This window comes from Nocardia sp. NPDC059154 (genome assembly GCF_042755705.1).
Classification (GTDB): Bacteria; Actinomycetota; Actinomycetes; order Mycobacteriales; family Mycobacteriaceae; genus Nocardia.
In genome coordinates this window covers 9,525-24,757 of sequence record NZ_JBHZCS010000105.1, presented here as the reverse complement: position 1 = coordinate 24,757, position 15,233 = coordinate 9,525, and the positions used below count along the sequence as shown (strand labels likewise).

The following is a 15,233-nucleotide window of genomic DNA, read 5'->3' as shown; positions in this document are numbered from 1 at the left end:
AGCAGGCAAAATTCACAACTCGTCAGGACAGAAAGAGCGGAGCCTCAGCCTTCCAAGCTGATGGTGCGGGTTCGATTCCCGTCACCCGCTCTTTCCCGTTCAGCGGGAGCGTCGAGTCCGACGCGCAACGGGGTGTAGCGCAGCTTGGTAGCGCATCCGCTTTGGGAGCGGAGGGTCGCAGGTTCAAATCCTGTCACCCCGACCATCTTTCGATTCGCACCACCACGGATGTCACCGCTCACCGCGGGCAATGGCCGCGCGGCGCAGCGCGTTACGGTCCTCGCGCCCTGCGTGGTCAGCGCCACCTCGATGTTCGCCGGAATCCGTTCACCGGCGATCGATCCACGATGCTGCTGCATCCGGACCCGACCCGGGTGAACGGGCAGCCCTGCCCATCAACCCGTGGCGTCGCCTGAATCGGCGGCGAACTCCCCGATCACGCGCCGCGCGATCGGCGGGCGACACTATGGCATCGCACACGCCGGACCCGCCCGAAAATGGGATTCCGGTAACCGGATGTTGTGCCTCCGTTTGCGCTGTGTTATCGATTTACAGTGCTGGTCGACCACAAGATGAACGTTTCCAGCTCGGTGCTGTCCGGCACCGGGACTCGTTCTCGGCTCCTCCCGGCCGCCGGGCTGGGCGTGGCGGTGGTGTTGCTGACCGTCGCGCAGGTATGGGCGTCGGCGCACGGGGTGATGGGCCCGCTCCGCAGCCTGATCGACGACTACTTCGCGAACCCGCAGTCGGCGGCCGTGTCATGGGCCGGACTGGGGCTGGCGTGCATCGGGGTGCCCACCCGGGTCCGGGTCGTCAGCCTGGTTGCCGCCGCGGTGCTGGACCTGTTGACCTTGGCCCTGCAAGCGGCCTGCGGCTGGCACATATCGATCGGCACCGGACCGACGCTGGCCCTGACCGCCCTGACCGTGGTCGTGCTCCGCTGGGAGGGCGAGCGTCGCCGAACCGCCCTGCAGGCCATCGCCTTCGGCGTGCTGCTGGTCATGGCCTCCAAGCTCGCCGACACCTGGCTGATGGTCAGCATCGTCGCCGGACCCCGCGTGCTCGATCAGTACGTCCAGCTGGCCGACCAGGCGCTGGGCGAACCGGCGTGGCTGGTCGGCCGCGCGCTCGAGGCGTTGGGCCCGGTGCCCTCGCACGTGCTGCACGTGGTCTACATCCAGCTGCCGGTGGCGGCGGTGGTCGTCGCGGTCTGGCAGCTGCGCCATGTCTCGACGAGTGCGTGGCCGCGGCACCACCTGGTGCGAACCTTCCTCGTGCTGGGCGTGATCGGCCCACTCGGCTATGTGCTCTTCCCCGTCGTCGGTCCGGTCTTCGCCTACGGCCCGCTCGGCCACGGCCTGGAGATCGGTGACTGGCCGCAGGTCTGGCCCGCGCTGACCCACGATCCGCAGCCGATGCTGTTCGACTCCGAGACCGCCCGCAACTGCATGCCCTCCATGCACACCGCCTGGGCCACGGCCCTGTTCATCCACTCCCGCACCGCGCCGCGCTGGCTGCGCTGGGCCGGCGCCTTCTGGCTGGTGTGCACGCTGCTCGCGACGCTCGGCTTCGGCTACCACTACGGCAGCGATCTGGTGGCCGGCGCGGTGCTGTGCCTGACGGTGGAGTCGGCGCTGCGGGATCCGGAGCGCGGCTGGGACCTGTCCCGGGCCCGGATCGTGTCGCTCGGCACGGCGGTGCTCGCCGGTCTATTACTGTCCTATCGGTTCCTGGCGGCGACCATGGCGCAGTATCCGGTACCCGCAGGGGGCGTCGTGCTGGGCGCGCTGGCCGCCGTATCCTTCCTCTTCTACGCGACCTGGTTCGCGCGTCCGGGCAGCCGGTTGGCGCACTGGGGCGGCCGAACCCCGATCGATGGATTTGCCATCGATTAACCAGTCTCCCAATGCAATCCGGACATCCTGCGCACCAGCCGAAAGGGTTACTGTCTCCCTGATGATCACTACGCGGGCGGGGCAACGTAACTTGCTGCGCAATCTGAAGTCGGAGGGCCGCCCGGGCCTGCCCCGCATTCCGATCGTGATCGGAATCCTGGTGTCGGTGGCGATCACGGCGATCTTCTCCGCCATGCACGGTTTCCTCGACCTGCAGGTGTACCGGGTCGACACCCGGGGCTGGCTGGAGCACGGCACCCTGTACGGCCCCACCCTGCCGGTAGCGGGTCACACCGACCTGCCGTTCACCTATCCGCCGTCCGCGGCGGTGCTGATGATCCCGCTCGCCGTCATGCCGCTGTGGCTGGCCGAATTCATGGTGACCGCCAGTTCGCTGGTCTGTCTGGGCGCCACCATCTGGCTGGTGCTCTCCCGCGTCCGCCCGGACCTGGACCCGCGCACGAAACTGACGCTCAGTGTGACCGCGGTCGTACTCATGCTGGCGGTCGAACCCGTCCGCACCACACTGTGGTTCGGGCAGATCAACCTCGTTCTCATGGCCGCTGTCGCCCTCGACTGCCTGACCGAGAAGCCCCGCTGGCCGCGGGGCGTCCTGATCGGCGTCGCCGCGGTCACCAAGCTGACGCCTGCCGCCTTCGTCCTGTACTTCCTCATCCGCCGCGACTGGAAGGCCGCAGGCACGGCGGCCGCCACCGCGGCGGGCGTGATCGGCGCCGGATTCGTACTGTTCCCAAGGGAATCGCGCGACTACTGGCTGCACGCCATCGCCGACACCAACCGCATCGGCTCCCCCGACTATGTCGGCAACCAATCCCTCAAGGGCATGGTCTTCCGTCTCGGACTGACGAATCCCGCGGCCACCGCGGTCTGGCTGGGCCTGGCCGTGGTGGCGGTCGGCGCGGGCGCCGCCCTGATGCACCACCTGGTCGGCCTCGAACGCCGCACCGCGGACTCGGCTGGTCCGGCGGGCCCGGTAACCATTCTCTCGGTGACCGCGTTGCTCGTGAATGCCGCGGTCCTGCTGCTGATCTCGCCGGTGTCCTGGACCCATCACTGGGTCTGGGTGGCGCCCGCCCTGATCACGGCCGCCGTCTGGACCACCACGAATCCACGTGTCACCCCGTTCGCGGTGACCAGCGCCTTCGCACTGTTCTTCCTGATCGGCCCGGGCATCGTCCCCAATGGCAAGCATCAGGAACTCGCGTGGTCGTGGTGGCAGCACATTCCGGGCGACATCTACATCATCGCCACCGCAGCCCTGCTCGCCGTCGGTGTCGGCCGGCTGCTCAGGCTGCGGGCCGTGCGGGCCAGCGCCGCCCTCGATCGGACCGCATAGCCGCCGCTATCCGGCGTCCGGCGACACCGCGGTCAAATGCATGAAAGAGACCGCGAACCGGCCGGATTCGGGCACCATGCACAGCAGGGTGTCGCCCGGCTCGATCATGCCCGCGGTCATCATCTCGTCGAGTATGACGAAAATGGAAGCGCTGCCGATGTTTCCGACCCGGGTCAGGTTGCTGAACCACATTTCGGGGCGGCCGGCCCAGATGCCGCGGCGCTCGAGCTCGTCCAGCAGGATGGTCTTCATCCGTTCGCTCGAGTAGTGCGCGGGGAACCACGTCACCTGCTCGGGATCGAATTTGCCCATGTCACAGAGGCGTTCGTACTCGTCCACGCCGACCCGCACCAGGTGCGGCAGCATGGTGAGCCGCTGCCGCAGATGCAGCGCGCCGTCGGCGGCGGCGTCCGCGGTGGCCGGATAGTCCATCCAGCTCTTGACGACCGTGCTGTCGCCGGTGCCGATGAACATGCACGTCTTCTCGGTATTGGCGTACGAGGTCAGCGTGATCCAGTCGATGCGCAGGCTGACCCCGGAAGCCGCGGGCCGGTCCTGGATGACTGCCGCGCCGGCGCCATCGGAGAGCATGTACCGCAGGAAGGCGGCCTCCATCGGGATGGCCCCGCGGTCGGAATCGAGCTCCTCGTACCGGGAACTCTTCAGGCCGCGCGAGGCGAGTTCGCTGGCGACGGTGACCGCCGTGCGCTTCTCGCCGATCGCCACCTGGAGGTACGCGTTCTTCAGCGCCATCATCCCGGAGCTGCAGATGCCCTGGGCGGTCGCGATTTCCAGCGGCCCATAGCCCAGCTCGCCGTGCACCATGCTGGCGAACCCGGGAGCGATCACATCCCCGACCGTGGTCGCGGCCGTGAGCAGTTCGATATCGTCGCCGCCCAGTCCGGCGCGCTCGACCGCGGCGCGCACGGCCGCGGCCGCCATCTCCGCGTTCGAGACGACCGTCTGCTGCTTCTTGTCGATCGCGTAGTAGCGCGTCTTGATACCGCAGTTCTCCAGGGTCCGTTCCCGCAGCGCGGAGGACGCCCGGCCCACGGACCCGAGATAATCCTCGATCTCGTTGTTGGGCACCGGATCTCCCGGAAGGAACCGGCCGGTGGCCGTGATATACGCGCTCATGCTGGAACTCCAATCAACCCGCCGGCAAACTCTACGAACAGTACTGTACGCAGATAGCCACGCGGATTGAAATATTCATTCTTCACACTCCCGATCCCAAGGTCATTCGTCTGCGGTTCAGGACCGCAGGGTTGCGGTGGCGATGTCGAGGAATTCGCGGAGGAGCTTGTCGTGATGGTCCGAGGCGACTGCAAGGCAGGTTTCGGCGCTGGGGGCGTCGGTGACGGGGCGGTGGACGAGGTCGGGGCGAACGTAGGCACGGGCGACGCTGCGGGGGACGAGGGCCATGCCGTGGCCGGAGGCGATCAGCTCGAACTTTTCTTCCAGTGAGGCGGTGCGGCGTTTCGGGGTGTCGAGCATCCGCTCGCCGTCGAGATCGGCCAGGGTGAGTTCCCGGCGCGCAGCCAGCGGATGGGTGGCGGGCATGCAGGCGACCCTGGGGTCGTGGCCGACGGGGATGGTGCGCAGTCCGGATTCGTTGAAAGGCCTTCGGAGGTAACCGATCTGGGCTCGGCCGTCCCGTAGCGGCGCGTCCGGCTCCCACCAGCGCGCAGGCACGACATCGGTTTCGACCTCCGGGTGCCGTGTCGCGAATTCCCGGATCGCCTCCGAGACGTACAGTCCGGCCGAGAAGGCGACCACCAGGCGTCGCACGCCGTGGTCGGCGTCGTGTACTCGCCGCACCGCCGCGTCCACGGCGGCGAGAATCCCCTGCGCCTCCTCGTAGAGCTGCTGTCCGGCGGCGGTCAGCTCCACGGTGCGGGTGGTCCGCACGAGCAGCGCGCAATCCAATTCCTGCTCGAATGCCTTGATCTGACGGCTCAGCACGGGCTGGGCGATGTAGAGCTTTTCCGCCGCCCGGCCGAAGTGCCGATGCTCGGCCACCGCGGCGAAGTAGCGGAGCTTGCGCAGATCCAGATCCATACCCTCACGGTATCAATGCGCGGAAAGGGTCTTGGACGCCGCGACGAACCGTCACCAGACTCGAAGCATGATCGTCATCACCTCCCCCACCGGCCAGATCGGCCGCCAGCTGCTGGACCTCCTCCTCGAAACATCCACTCGCAGTGAAGAATTGCGCGTCATCGTGCGCGATCCCGGGAAACTCCCGGAGGCGATCCGCGCCCGCGTCGACATCGTCACCGGATCGCACGGCGATGCCGATGTCGTGGACCGGGCCTTCGCCGGCGCGGACGCGGTCTTCTGGCTGGTCCCGCCCGACCTGCACGCGCCGAACCTGGACGACGTGTTCACCGGATTCACGCACGCCGCCGCGAAGGCGTTCACTACCCACGGGGTCGGGCACGTCGTCGGCGTCTCGTCGCTCGGGCGAGGTACTCCCCTCGCAGGTCGAGCCGGGCACGTGACGGCATCGCTGGCGCTGGACGATCTCATCGCGAGCACGGGCGTGGCCTACCGCGCACTGGCGAACCCGTCGTTCATGGACAACCTACTGTGGCAGGCGGTTTCGATCCGGGACGACGGCGTGTTCACCGGCGCCGAGGCCGCCGACCGCCCGACGCGGATGGTCGCCACCCGCGATATCGCCGCGGCGGCCGCCCGCCTGCTGCTCGACCGCTCCTGGAGGGGAACCGGCGAGGTCCCGGTACTGGGTCCGCAGGACCTGACACCGAACGAGATGGCGCACACCATGTCCGAGGTACTCGGCCGCCGAATCCGTTACCAGCAGCAATCTCTCGAGGACTTCCGCGCCACCCTGACCGCGCGCGGCATCGGCGACCCGATCGCGACCGCCTACGTCGACATGATGCACGCCAAGAACAACGGCCTCGACGACGCCGTGCCCCGCACCGCCGCAACCACGAGCCCGACAACCTTCCGCGAATGGTGCGAACAGATCCTCGCGCCGGCGATCGGCGCATAACCACCCCGAACCGCAGGGATCTCGGCATGAGCGTGCGTATGCGGGCACGCCAATTCGGATCCAACCCGAGACGGTCGTGCCGCTCCGGTCCGCGACGGGTTCAGCGGGGCTGACAGATGGGGCACCAGAACAGGTTTCGAGCATCCAGCACCGAGTGCAGGACGGTGGTGCCACACAGACGGCACGGGTCTCCCGCCCTCCGGTAAACGTAGGTTCGCGGCTTGTCCTTGGCGTAAGCCGGTGCGCCGTGGTCGTCTTCGGGGCGGACCACCACGATCTTGCCGCGGCGCACGCCCACCTTCATCAGGTCGACCAGGTCGGACCAGATCGCCTGCCACTCTTCGTAAGAGAGCTGGGTTCCCGGACGATCGGGCGAGATGCCGTGGCGGAAGAGGACTTCCGCGCGGTAGACATTGCCGACCCCGGCCAGGATCTTCTGATCCATGAGCAGCGCGCCGATCGGCCGCTGGGAGCGGCGGATGCGGTCCCAGGCGCGGTCGGGTTCGGCGTCTCGGCGCAGCGGGTCGGGACCCAGGCGGGAGGTGAGCGCTTCGACCTCGGGGTCGAGCAGGATCTCGCACGCGGTGGGGCCGCGCAGGTCGGTGCCGTGCAGGTCGCCGGTGCGGCCGCCACCGATCAGGCGCATACGGACCTCGCCGACCGGATCGTCCATGGGCACAGCGGATTCGGTGAACTTGCCGTACAGCCCCAGGTGGATGTGCAGGGTGACGCCCGAATCATAGTGGTGGAGCAGGTGTTTGCCCCACGCCTCGGCGCGGGTCAGCACCCGGCCGTCGATCAGCGCCGCGCCTTCGGCGAATCGCCCCTGCGGGCTGGAGACTCGGACCTGACCGCCGGCGAAGCGCTTGTGGTGCAGCTTCGCCAGGCGGTGCAGCGTATGACCTTCGGGCACAGGTCAGTTCGGGAGGGCCGGGGGCACGCCGGTCTTCTCGTACTCGGCGAGGATGTCGATGCGACGCTGGTGGCGCTCCTCGTTGGACCACGGGGTGGTCATGAAGGCGTCCACGATGGCGAGGGCTTCCTCGGTGCTGTGCATGCGGCCGCCGATGCCCAGCAGCTGGGCGTTGTTGTGCTGGCGGGCGAGCTGCGCGGTCTCCACACTCCAGCCCAGGGCGCAGCGGGCGCCGGGCACCTTGTTGGCGGCGATCTGCTCGCCATTGCCGGAGCCGCCGAAGACGAAGCCCAGCGAACCTGGCTCGGCGACCACGCGGCGGGCGGCCTCGATGCAGAAGGCCGGGTAGTCGTCGAGGGCGTCGTATTCCAGCGCGCCGCAATCGACGACATCGTGGCCCTGGCCCTCGAGGTGAGCCTTGACGTGGTTCTTCAGTTCGAAGCCGGCATGGTCGGCACCCAGGTATACGCGCATGGCTGCGATTCTGTCAGCACGCCCGCCCCCGGTCCGCACGGGGCTCTCACCCCGGCAGCCCGTCGCGTGAGCGGCCCCGCAGCGACGACCGCGCGTCGACGCCGGTGAAACGTACTATCCAGGCATGACGTCCGACGACAGTTCACAAACGCCGAACGCCTACGGGGGGCAATCCGCTGGCGGCCTACCGGGACCCGGAAGCGCTCCGGCCTGGAACCCCGTAACCGGCACGACCGGATGGGATCCGCGGCTCGGCCCGCCGGGATGGGCTCCGCAGCAACCGTATTCGCCGCCCCCGCCGCCGGTGGTGCAGCAGACCCGGGGCCTGTCCCCGTTCGGGATGCCGGCACGGCACAGCTGGGAGATCCCGCTGCTGGTGATCGTGATCCTGGCCACCGTGCTGGCGTATCTGTTCGCGCTGCTGCTGCTGGTGTCCGGCTATGCCGGTCAGCTGGTGCTGGCCCTGGTGTTCGCGCCGCTGCTGGTCTACCTGGGCCGTGGCCTGAACTACGCGACCCAGCGGGTGAACGGCGTGAAGATGTCGCCGACCCAGTTCCCCGAGGGCTATCGCATGGTGCAGGAGGCCGCGGCCCGGTTCGGGATGCCGAAGGTGCCCGACGCCTACGTGGTGCTGGGCAACGGCCAGATCAATGCGTTCGCCTCCGGGCACGGCTTCCGCCGCTACGTGGTGGTGTACAGCGATCTGTTCGAAATCGGCGGCGCGGCACGCAATCCCGAGGCGCTGGCCTTCATCATCGGCCACGAGGTCGGGCACATCGCGGCCGGGCACGTCTCGTACTGGCGGCAGCTGGGCATGTTCATGGCGCCGTTCCTGCCGATCCTGGGCAGCTCGCTGATCCGCTCCCAGGAGTACACCGCCGACAATCACGGCTTCTGCAACCGGCCGCAGGGTGCGCCCCCGGCCATGCAGACGCTGGCGGGCGGCAAGTACCTGAACAATCTGGTCGGTTTCGACGAGATGGCCGACCGGGCGGCCCAGGAGAAGGGCTTCTTCGTCTGGATCGTGAACGCCATGTCCAGTCATCCGGTACTGACCTGGCGCATGTGGGCGCTGCGCGACCGCAGCCGCCACGGCAAGCTGTTCTGGCGGCCCGACGTGCCGCAGCGTCCGGTCGCGGCCTCGCCCTATGGCGGGTACCAGCCGCCGTACCCGGGCGGATACGGCGGTCCGCCGACCGGATACGGCGATACCACCACATATCACGAGTACCGGCCGCAATGATGTCTCGCGACAGCGAAGATCGGGCGACGTCTCCAAATAGGTGACGGCACAACTGATTTCGTGAGGCGAGGGCACCTCCCCGGGTACCGCCGGAATCGGCTTGCTGCTCTGCCACAGGCACGCGTGCCCGCGGGTGAACGGCTCCCAGCCGTGCGCTGAAGACCCGGGGAGGCGGGTGAGCTCAGTCGAAGACGGGATCCTCGGTGCGGGTCCGCTTGAGCTCGAAGAAGTGCGGGTAAGCAGCCAGCGCGACCGCGCCGTCCCACAGCTTGCCCGCCTCCTCCCCACGCGGGATGCGCGACAGCACCGGCCCGAAGAAGGCGACGTCATTGATGTGGATGGTCGGCGTGCCGACATCCGGGCCGACCTTGTCCATGCCGGCGTGGTGCGAGGCGCGCAGGGCCTCGTCGAAGTCGGTGCCCTTGGCGGCCTCGGCCAGGTCGGCGGGCAGGCCCACCTCGGCCAGCGACTCCGCGATGATCTGAGCGAGCAGGTCCGCACGGGAGCCGTCCTCGCGCTCGTACTCGGCGCGGCGGTTGTGCAGGCGGGTGCCCATAGCGGTGTAGAGCGGGGCCAGCACCTTGTCGCCGTGCGCCTGGGCCGCCGCGATGGCGACCCGCACCGGGCCCCAACCGGTCGCGAGCAGCTCCTCGTACTGCGGGGGCAGGCCCTCGCGGCCTTCGTTCAGCACGGACAGGCTCATCACGTGGAAGTGCGTCTCGATATCGCGTACCTGCTCGACCTCGAGGATCCAGCGGGAGGTGATCCAGCACCACGGGCACAGCGGGTCGAACCAGAAGTCGACCCGGTCCTTCTTGGTGTCGCTCACAGGGAAATCCTTTCGCAGTCGATCGACGGCCGAGGGCAGGGCCGCACTCAATGCGCAACAACCCCGATTGTTGCCGATATTTCCGCTCCGCCCGACTCCACCCGGGCTAGGGTCGGACTATCGGCCTCATCGACGGCGGTCCCGACCGTACTAGCAGGGAGGTTTCGGCATGACCACATCCAGGTTCGTCATCGCGGGCGGTGGCCTGGCCGCCGCAAAGCTCGCGGAAGCCTTGCGGGTCAATGATTTCGATGGTTCGGTCACGCTCGTCAGCGCGGAGGATCATCTGCCGTACGAGCGGCCGCCGCTGTCCAAGGACCATCTGCTGGGCAAGCAGGCACTCAGCGACTTCACCGTGGATACGGCGCAGTGGTATCGCGACCACCATATCGAGATGATGCCCGGCACCACCGTCACCGCGCTGGATCGCGGCACCAAAACCATTGCGCTGCCGGACGGTACGACACTGCCCTACGACAAGCTGGCGCTGGCCACCGGTTCGCGGCCGCGGCTGCTGCGGATGCCCGGCGCGGACGCCGAGGGGGTGCACGTGCTGCGCACCATCGAGGAGTCCGACGCCCTGCTCGCGATGTTCGGCTCCGCGCGGCGGCTCGCCGTCATCGGCGGGGGGTGGATCGGGCTCGAGGTGACCGCCGCCGCACGCGCCGCTGGCGTGGAAGTGACTGTGCTGGAGGCGGAATCGGTACCGTTACAGGCCGCGCTCGGGGCCGAGATGGGCGCGGTGTTCGCCGATCTGCACCGCGCGCACGGGGTGGATCTGCGGCTCGGGGTGAAGGTCGGCGAGATCACCACCGCCGACGGCCGGGCCACCGGGGTGCGGCTCGACGACGGCACCCCCATCGAGGCGGACGCGGTGCTGGTCGCGGTGGGTGCGCGGCCCAATATCGAGCTGGCCGCCGATGCCGGACTGGCGGTCGGCGGCGGTGTCCTGGTCGACGAGAGCCTGGCGACCAGCGACCCGGATATCGTCGCGGTCGGTGACATCGCCGATCAGCAGCATCCGGTGCTGGGGCAGCGAATCCGGGTGGAGCACTGGGCGAATGCGCTCAACCAGCCCGCGGTGGCAGCCCTGACCATGCTGGGCAAGCCCGCCGTGTACGACCGGCTGCCCTACTTCTTCACTGACCAATACGACCTCGGCATGGAGTACACCGGGTACGTGGCGCGAGGGCAGCAGGCGCGCGTGGTGGTGCGCGGCGACCTCGGCAAGCGCGAGTTCGTGGCGTACTGGCTGGACTCGGGAAACCGGGTGCTGGCCGGGATGAACGTGAACATCTGGGATGTGCAGGACAAGATCAAGAAGCTGATCCTGAGCGGCGAGGCCGTGAACCCCGAGGAGCTGTGACGACCCTCACATAATCCGGAGTACGGAGTACGTCGTCCCGGCGTACTGGGCTCCGACCTCTGGACGAGAGCACCCGCAAGGGTGCACAGACGAAAGGAGCCGATCGTGAAGTACATCCTGATCAAGACCTACTCCGCCGCCGCCTACTGCGACACCCCGATCAACGAGTGGGCGCCCGAGGAGATCCAGGCCCACATCGACTTCCAGCGCGCGCTCGGCGAGGAGCTGGCCAAGTCCGGCGAACTCGTCGATGCCCAGGGCCTCGCCGACCCGGGCCAGGCGCGCACCGTCACGTCCGACGGCCGTTCCGCGCCGGTGGTCACCGACGGCCCCTTCCCCGAGACCAAGGAGTTCCTGGCCGGGTTCTGGATCGTCGATGTCGACAGCCCGGACCGCGCGCTCGAGATCGCGGCCAAGGCATCGGCCGCGCCCGGCCCCGGCGGCAAGCCGATCGGCGAGTACATCGAGATCCGCCCGATCATGAGCGCCCCCGCCGCCGATCTCTGATGCCGGACACCGCGATCGAGGACCTGCTGCGCGACCTCGCGCCGCAGGTCCTCGGCACCCTGGTCCGCCGCTACGGCGACTTCGACGCCGCCGAGGACGCCCTCCAGGAGGCCCTGCTCGCCGCCGCCACCCAGTGGCCCGCCGACGGCCTGCCCGACAACCCGCGCGGCTGGCTCATCCAGGTCGGCGCGCGGCGTCTCATCGACACCATCCGCGCCGAGTCGGCCCGCCGAAACCGCGAGGCCGCCAACGCCATCCGCGATCCCGAACGACTCGGTGCCGCCGCCCCCGATCCGGCCGACGCCGTTATTGCCGAGGATCGCGACGACACGCTGACGCTGTTCTTCCTGTGCTGCCATCCGGTCCTGTCGCCGGCGAGTGCGATCGCACTGACGCTGCGGGCGGTGGGCGGGCTCACCACCGAGGAGATCGCGCGCGCCTTCCTGCTACCGGAAAGGACCATGGCGCAGCGGATTACGCGGGCCAAGAAGCGTCTGGCAGCCGAGGAGCGGCCCTTCGCCATGCCCGCGGGGTCGAACGGGCAACGGGAAGAATGGAATGAGCGGCTCGGCACTGTGCTGCGGGTGCTCTATCTGATCTACACCGAGGGGCACACCAGCGGTGGCGAGCGACTGCGTCGAGGCGATCTGTCGAGCGAGGCGATTCGGTTGGCGCGGGCCCTGTCCCGCGTCCTGCCGGATGATCCGGAGGTCACCGGGTTGCTCGCATTGCTGCTGCTGACCGATGCCCGGCGGGCGGCGCGCACCGGAAGCCGCGGCGAGCTGATCCCGCTCGCCGAACAGGATCGCGGCCTCTGGGATCGCGAAATGCTCATCGAGGGCGTGCGGCTGGCGACCGCGTCGGTGCGCAGCGGCCTCATCGGCCCGTACCAGATCCAGGCCGCCATCGCCGCCCTGCACGCCCAGGCGCTGCGCCCCGAGGACACCGACTGGCCCCGGATCCTGCTGCTGTACAACGCCCTCGAACGCCAGTCCGCCAACCCGATGGTGACCCTCAACCGCGCGGTCGCCACCGCCATGGTCCACGGCCCCCAGGCGGGCCTGGACCTCACCGACACCCTCACCGACTCGCTCGCGGGCAACCACCGCCTCGACGCCGTCCGCGGCCACCTCCACGAAATGGCCGGCGACCCCGACGAAGCCATCGCCGCCTACACCGCCGCCGCCCGCCACACCACCAGCCTCCCCGAACGCGACTACCTCACCATCCGCGCCGCCCACCTCCGCCGCCAGTAACCGACCGGCGGCAGGTCAGGCGGCGGTGGCGCGGAAGGCGGTGGGGCTCTGGCCGCGGTGGCGTTTGAAGGCGGCGGAGAAGCCGAAAGGGTCGGCGTAGCCGAGGGATTTGGCGATCTGCGCGATGGTGAGATCGGTGGCGGTGAGGAGTTCCTCGGCCTCGTGCATGCGGGATTCGGTCAGGTAGGCCAGCGGCGGCCGGCCCACGACGGCCGTGAAGCGCTTGGCGAAAAGTGAACGGGAGACCCGGGATTCGGCGGCGAGGCCGGCCACGGTCCAGGGTGCGCCGGGGGTGGTGTGGATGGCGGTCAGGGCCGGTCCCACGATCGGGTCGGACAGGCCGCGGAACCAGCCCGGGGCGGCGGGCCCGGCCTGGTCGAACCAGCTGCGGAGGGTGCAGACCAGGCTCCAGTCGAGGAGGCGGTCCACCATGGCCTGCGAACCGGCGCTCTGATCGACGGCGGAGGCCGCGGCGGATTCGATCCAGCCGCATGTGTCGAAGTCGTCGGTGACGACCAGGACGGGCGGGAGCGAATGCAGCAGGCGTTCGTGCCGGCGAGCCGAGGTGCGGTAGGCACCGACCATCAGGGCGGTGGCATTCGCCGCACTGCCCCAATGGATTCCGGACAGCTCCTCGGCGGTGCACGCGGAATCGCCGGTGAAGCAGGAGATCTCGTATTCGGCGGGCTTCCCGTCCCGGCAATCCTCCGGAGTCTCCGGTCCCGCGGCGTCCTTCGGGGCCTGGAACCCCTCCGACACCAGGTGGAAGGTCTGCGGTCCACGCACCAGCGCGGTATCGCCGACCGCGAGCGGCCTGCTGCCGCCGTCGGGCGTGCGCAGGGTGCCGCCGCCGCGCAGGACCCGCGGATGACCGAGGCCGACCAGCCCGACTGGGGCAACCGCGAGAAGACCTACTCCCCCGAGGTCCACGAGCACATGGACCGCATCCTGGCCGACGTCGTGATCGCCGTCTTCCCCGTCTACTGGGCGAGCGTCCCCGCGCTGCTCAAGGGCTGGATCGATCGGGTGTGGAACTACGGATTCGCGTACGGCCGCAGCAACCCTCGCCTGGCGGGCAAGCGCATGCTGTGGCTCGGCCTGGGCGGCGTCGCCGCCGGCGATCCGACCGTCGACTTCATGCAGCAGGCGCTGGAGGGCCAGCTCAATATGGGAATCGCCTACTACTGCGGATTCTCGTACTCCGCCGTCGGCCTGCTCCCCGATGCGGAGGAGCGCCGCCAGCGCCTCGACGCCGACGGGCAGCTCCTCATCGACGCGGCCACCGTCGGCGCGGAACGCGTGACCCAGTACGCCGAGCTGGAGGGCCGGGCAGACGCATTCGTCACGAACTTCCTTGCCGCCGAGGCGGTTCCGGCCTAGCCTTGAACGCCGCTCCAGGTATTGCCGGTGATGAGCTCGTAGGCCGCGACGTACTTCTGGCGGGTCACCTCGATCACCTCGGCCGGAATCTCCGGGCCCGGGTACTCCTTGTTCCACCCGGTGGAGGTGGACCAGTCGCGCACGAACTGCTTGTCGAACGACTTCTGCGGGCGGCCGGGCTCGTAGTCGTCGGCGGGCCAGAAGCGGGAGGAGTCCGAGGTCAGCACCTCGTCGCCGACGGTGAGAACGTCGCCGTCCCAGCCGAGTTCGATCTTCGTGTCGGCGATGATGACCCCGCGCGCGGCGGCGTGCTCGGCGCCCCGGGCATAGATCTCGAGGGTCAGGTCGCGCAGCTGCTCGGCGACCTCCTTGCCCTCCTGGTTCACCACGTCCGCGAAGCTGATGGGCTCGTCGTGCCCGGCGTCGGCCTTGGTGGTGGGGGTGAAGATGGGTTCGGGCAGCTTGTCGCCGTCACGCAGGCCGGGCGGCAGCGCGATACCGGACACGGTGCCGGAGCGCTGGTATTCGGCCAGGCCGCCGCCGGTCAGGTAGCCGCGCGCGATGCACTCCACCTTCAGCATCTTCAGCGGCTTGACCCGCACCCCGCGGCCCGCGAACTCGGCGGGCACGTCGGTGGTGGACAGAATGTGGTTGGGCACATCGGAGAAGAACCCGAACCACCAGTTGGACAGCTGGGTGAGCAGCGCGCCCTTGTCCGGAATCGGGGTCGGCAGCACCACGTCGTACACCGACACCCGGTCGGATGCGACCAGGATCAGCGAATCGCCGTCCTCGTACAGGTCGCGCACCTTACCGGCGTGGATGTGCTTCAACGGTCCTCCTCGTGCTGGGCGATTGCTGCCGCCGCAGAGCTTACCGACGGGCACCGTCCGCCTCGACGCCCGGTCGAGCGCCCGATCGCAGTCGACCTGGAGCAACCGGCCCGGGGGGGGGGGGGGGAGAGAGAAGGAGAGAGGGGAGGGAACCAGAA

The 15,233-nt window shown here is 69.0% G+C and carries 15 protein-coding genes and 1 tRNA gene; 9 read left to right on the top strand and 7 right to left on the bottom strand.

Annotated features, from left to right (window positions below):
* Nucleotides 1-128: 128 nt before the first annotated feature.
* The 3 genes from ACFXN1_RS47490 (at nucleotide 129) to ACFXN1_RS47480 (ending at nucleotide 3,252) form a co-directional block, all read left to right on the top strand.
* A tRNA-Pro gene (locus ACFXN1_RS47490) sits at nucleotides 129-205 on the top strand.
* Between the two features lie 367 nt (nucleotides 206-572).
* Complete coding sequence (locus ACFXN1_RS47485; protein WP_379399032.1) at nucleotides 573-1,895, top strand: phosphatase PAP2 family protein; 1,323 nt, start codon at nucleotides 573-575, stop codon at nucleotides 1,893-1,895.
* 61 nt (nucleotides 1,896-1,956) lie between these two features.
* A complete protein-coding gene (locus tag ACFXN1_RS47480) occupies nucleotides 1,957-3,252 on the top strand; it encodes a glycosyltransferase 87 family protein (protein ID WP_379436285.1) in 1,296 nt (431 codons plus the stop codon).
* Nucleotides 3,253-3,258: 6 nt separating this feature from the next.
* Here the strand turns inward: ACFXN1_RS47480 and ACFXN1_RS47475 are convergent, their stop codons facing one another.
* Nucleotides 3,259-4,389 carry a 3-oxoacyl-[acyl-carrier-protein] synthase III C-terminal domain-containing protein gene (locus ACFXN1_RS47475; RefSeq protein WP_379436283.1) on the bottom strand — a complete coding sequence of 377 codons (1,131 nt, stop codon included), beginning with the start codon at nucleotides 4,387-4,389 and terminating at the stop codon, nucleotides 3,259-3,261.
* Between the two features lie 117 nt (nucleotides 4,390-4,506).
* Nucleotides 4,507-5,313 carry a LysR family transcriptional regulator gene (locus tag ACFXN1_RS47470; protein WP_379436282.1) on the bottom strand — a complete coding sequence of 269 codons (807 nt, stop codon included), beginning with the start codon at nucleotides 5,311-5,313 and terminating at the stop codon, nucleotides 4,507-4,509.
* Between the two features lie 67 nt (nucleotides 5,314-5,380).
* Here ACFXN1_RS47470 and ACFXN1_RS47465 point away from each other — a divergent pair, with 67 nt between their 5' ends.
* Nucleotides 5,381-6,274 (top strand): NAD(P)H-binding protein, encoded by an 894-nt coding sequence (locus tag ACFXN1_RS47465; protein WP_379436280.1) that lies wholly within the window; start codon nucleotides 5,381-5,383, stop codon nucleotides 6,272-6,274.
* 100 nt (nucleotides 6,275-6,374) lie between these two features.
* Here the strand turns inward: ACFXN1_RS47465 and ACFXN1_RS47460 are convergent, their stop codons facing one another.
* Entirely contained in the window at nucleotides 6,375-7,187 is an 813-nt protein-coding gene (locus ACFXN1_RS47460; RefSeq protein WP_379436278.1) for an Fpg/Nei family DNA glycosylase, read from the bottom strand.
* Nucleotides 7,188-7,190: 3 nt separating this feature from the next.
* Nucleotides 7,191-7,661, bottom strand: a complete 471-nt coding sequence (locus ACFXN1_RS47455) for a ribose-5-phosphate isomerase (protein WP_040860227.1) — start codon at nucleotides 7,659-7,661, stop codon at nucleotides 7,191-7,193.
* 124 nt (nucleotides 7,662-7,785) lie between these two features.
* Here ACFXN1_RS47455 and ACFXN1_RS47450 point away from each other — a divergent pair, with 124 nt between their 5' ends.
* Complete coding sequence (locus ACFXN1_RS47450; protein WP_379436276.1) at nucleotides 7,786-8,904, top strand: M48 family metallopeptidase; 1,119 nt, start codon at nucleotides 7,786-7,788, stop codon at nucleotides 8,902-8,904.
* Nucleotides 8,905-9,085: 181 nt separating this feature from the next.
* Here ACFXN1_RS47450 and ACFXN1_RS47445 read toward each other — a convergent pair whose 3' ends face one another.
* Nucleotides 9,086-9,733: a DsbA family protein gene (locus tag ACFXN1_RS47445; RefSeq protein ID WP_379398955.1), complete on the bottom strand. Its 648-nt coding sequence runs from the start codon at nucleotides 9,731-9,733 to the stop codon at nucleotides 9,086-9,088.
* A 169-nt stretch (nucleotides 9,734-9,902) separates the two neighbouring features.
* Between ACFXN1_RS47445 and ACFXN1_RS47440 the strand changes: the two genes are divergently transcribed.
* The 3 genes from ACFXN1_RS47440 to ACFXN1_RS47430 all read left to right on the top strand — a co-directional run bounded on the left by ACFXN1_RS47440 (nucleotide 9,903) and on the right by ACFXN1_RS47430 (nucleotide 12,862).
* Entirely contained in the window at nucleotides 9,903-11,099 is a 1,197-nt protein-coding gene (locus tag ACFXN1_RS47440; RefSeq protein ID WP_379436274.1) for an NAD(P)/FAD-dependent oxidoreductase, read from the top strand.
* Nucleotides 11,100-11,204: 105 nt separating this feature from the next.
* Nucleotides 11,205-11,606, top strand: a complete 402-nt coding sequence (locus ACFXN1_RS47435; protein ID WP_354834706.1) for a YciI family protein — start codon at nucleotides 11,205-11,207, stop codon at nucleotides 11,604-11,606.
* The gene (locus tag ACFXN1_RS47430; RefSeq protein WP_379464012.1) at nucleotides 11,606-12,862 is read left to right on the top strand and encodes an RNA polymerase sigma factor; all 1,257 of its coding nucleotides are present in this window, start codon (nucleotides 11,606-11,608) and stop codon (nucleotides 12,860-12,862) included. The genes ACFXN1_RS47435 and ACFXN1_RS47430 overlap by 1 nt, the downstream gene beginning before the upstream one ends.
* Nucleotides 12,863-12,877: 15 nt before the next feature.
* Here ACFXN1_RS47430 and ACFXN1_RS47425 read toward each other — a convergent pair whose 3' ends face one another.
* Nucleotides 12,878-13,792 (bottom strand): AraC family transcriptional regulator, encoded by a 915-nt coding sequence (locus ACFXN1_RS47425; RefSeq protein WP_379464010.1) that lies wholly within the window; start codon nucleotides 13,790-13,792, stop codon nucleotides 12,878-12,880.
* On the opposite strand from ACFXN1_RS47425, the gene ACFXN1_RS47420 reads away from it, so the two are divergent.
* Nucleotides 13,730-14,242, top strand: a complete 513-nt coding sequence (locus tag ACFXN1_RS47420) for an NAD(P)H-dependent oxidoreductase (RefSeq protein WP_379446635.1) — start codon at nucleotides 13,730-13,732, stop codon at nucleotides 14,240-14,242. The two genes, ACFXN1_RS47425 and ACFXN1_RS47420, sit on opposite strands and share 63 nt — an antisense overlap.
* Here the strand turns inward: ACFXN1_RS47420 and ACFXN1_RS47415 are convergent.
* Nucleotides 14,239-15,075, bottom strand: a complete 837-nt coding sequence (locus ACFXN1_RS47415) for a phosphoribosylaminoimidazolesuccinocarboxamide synthase (protein ID WP_379446636.1) — start codon at nucleotides 15,073-15,075, stop codon at nucleotides 14,239-14,241. The genes ACFXN1_RS47420 and ACFXN1_RS47415 overlap by 4 nt on opposite strands.
* Nucleotides 15,076-15,233 lie beyond the last annotated feature (158 nt).

What these genes read in the sequence shown, in the direction of transcription:
- ACFXN1_RS47485 (WP_379399032.1), top strand. Translation starts at nt 573, where the DNA reads ATGAACGTTTCCAGCTCGGTGCTGTCCGGCACCGGGACTCGTTCTCGG.
- ACFXN1_RS47480 (WP_379436285.1), top strand. Translation starts at nt 1,957, where the DNA reads ATGATCACTACGCGGGCGGGGCAACGTAACTTGCTGCGCAATCTGAAG.
- ACFXN1_RS47475 (WP_379436283.1), bottom strand. Translation starts at nt 4,389, where the DNA reads ATGAGCGCGTATATCACGGCCACCGGCCGGTTCCTTCCGGGAGATCCG.
- ACFXN1_RS47470 (WP_379436282.1), bottom strand. Translation starts at nt 5,313, where the DNA reads ATGGATCTGGATCTGCGCAAGCTCCGCTACTTCGCCGCGGTGGCCGAG.
- ACFXN1_RS47465 (WP_379436280.1), top strand. Translation starts at nt 5,381, where the DNA reads ATGATCGTCATCACCTCCCCCACCGGCCAGATCGGCCGCCAGCTGCTG.
- ACFXN1_RS47455 (WP_040860227.1), bottom strand. Translation starts at nt 7,661, where the DNA reads ATGCGCGTATACCTGGGTGCCGACCATGCCGGCTTCGAACTGAAGAAC.
- ACFXN1_RS47450 (WP_379436276.1), top strand. Translation starts at nt 7,786, where the DNA reads ATGACGTCCGACGACAGTTCACAAACGCCGAACGCCTACGGGGGGCAA.
- ACFXN1_RS47440 (WP_379436274.1), top strand. Translation starts at nt 9,903, where the DNA reads ATGACCACATCCAGGTTCGTCATCGCGGGCGGTGGCCTGGCCGCCGCA.
- ACFXN1_RS47430 (WP_379464012.1), top strand. Translation starts at nt 11,606, where the DNA reads ATGCCGGACACCGCGATCGAGGACCTGCTGCGCGACCTCGCGCCGCAG.
- ACFXN1_RS47420 (WP_379446635.1), top strand. Translation starts at nt 13,730, where the DNA reads ATGACCGAGGCCGACCAGCCCGACTGGGGCAACCGCGAGAAGACCTAC.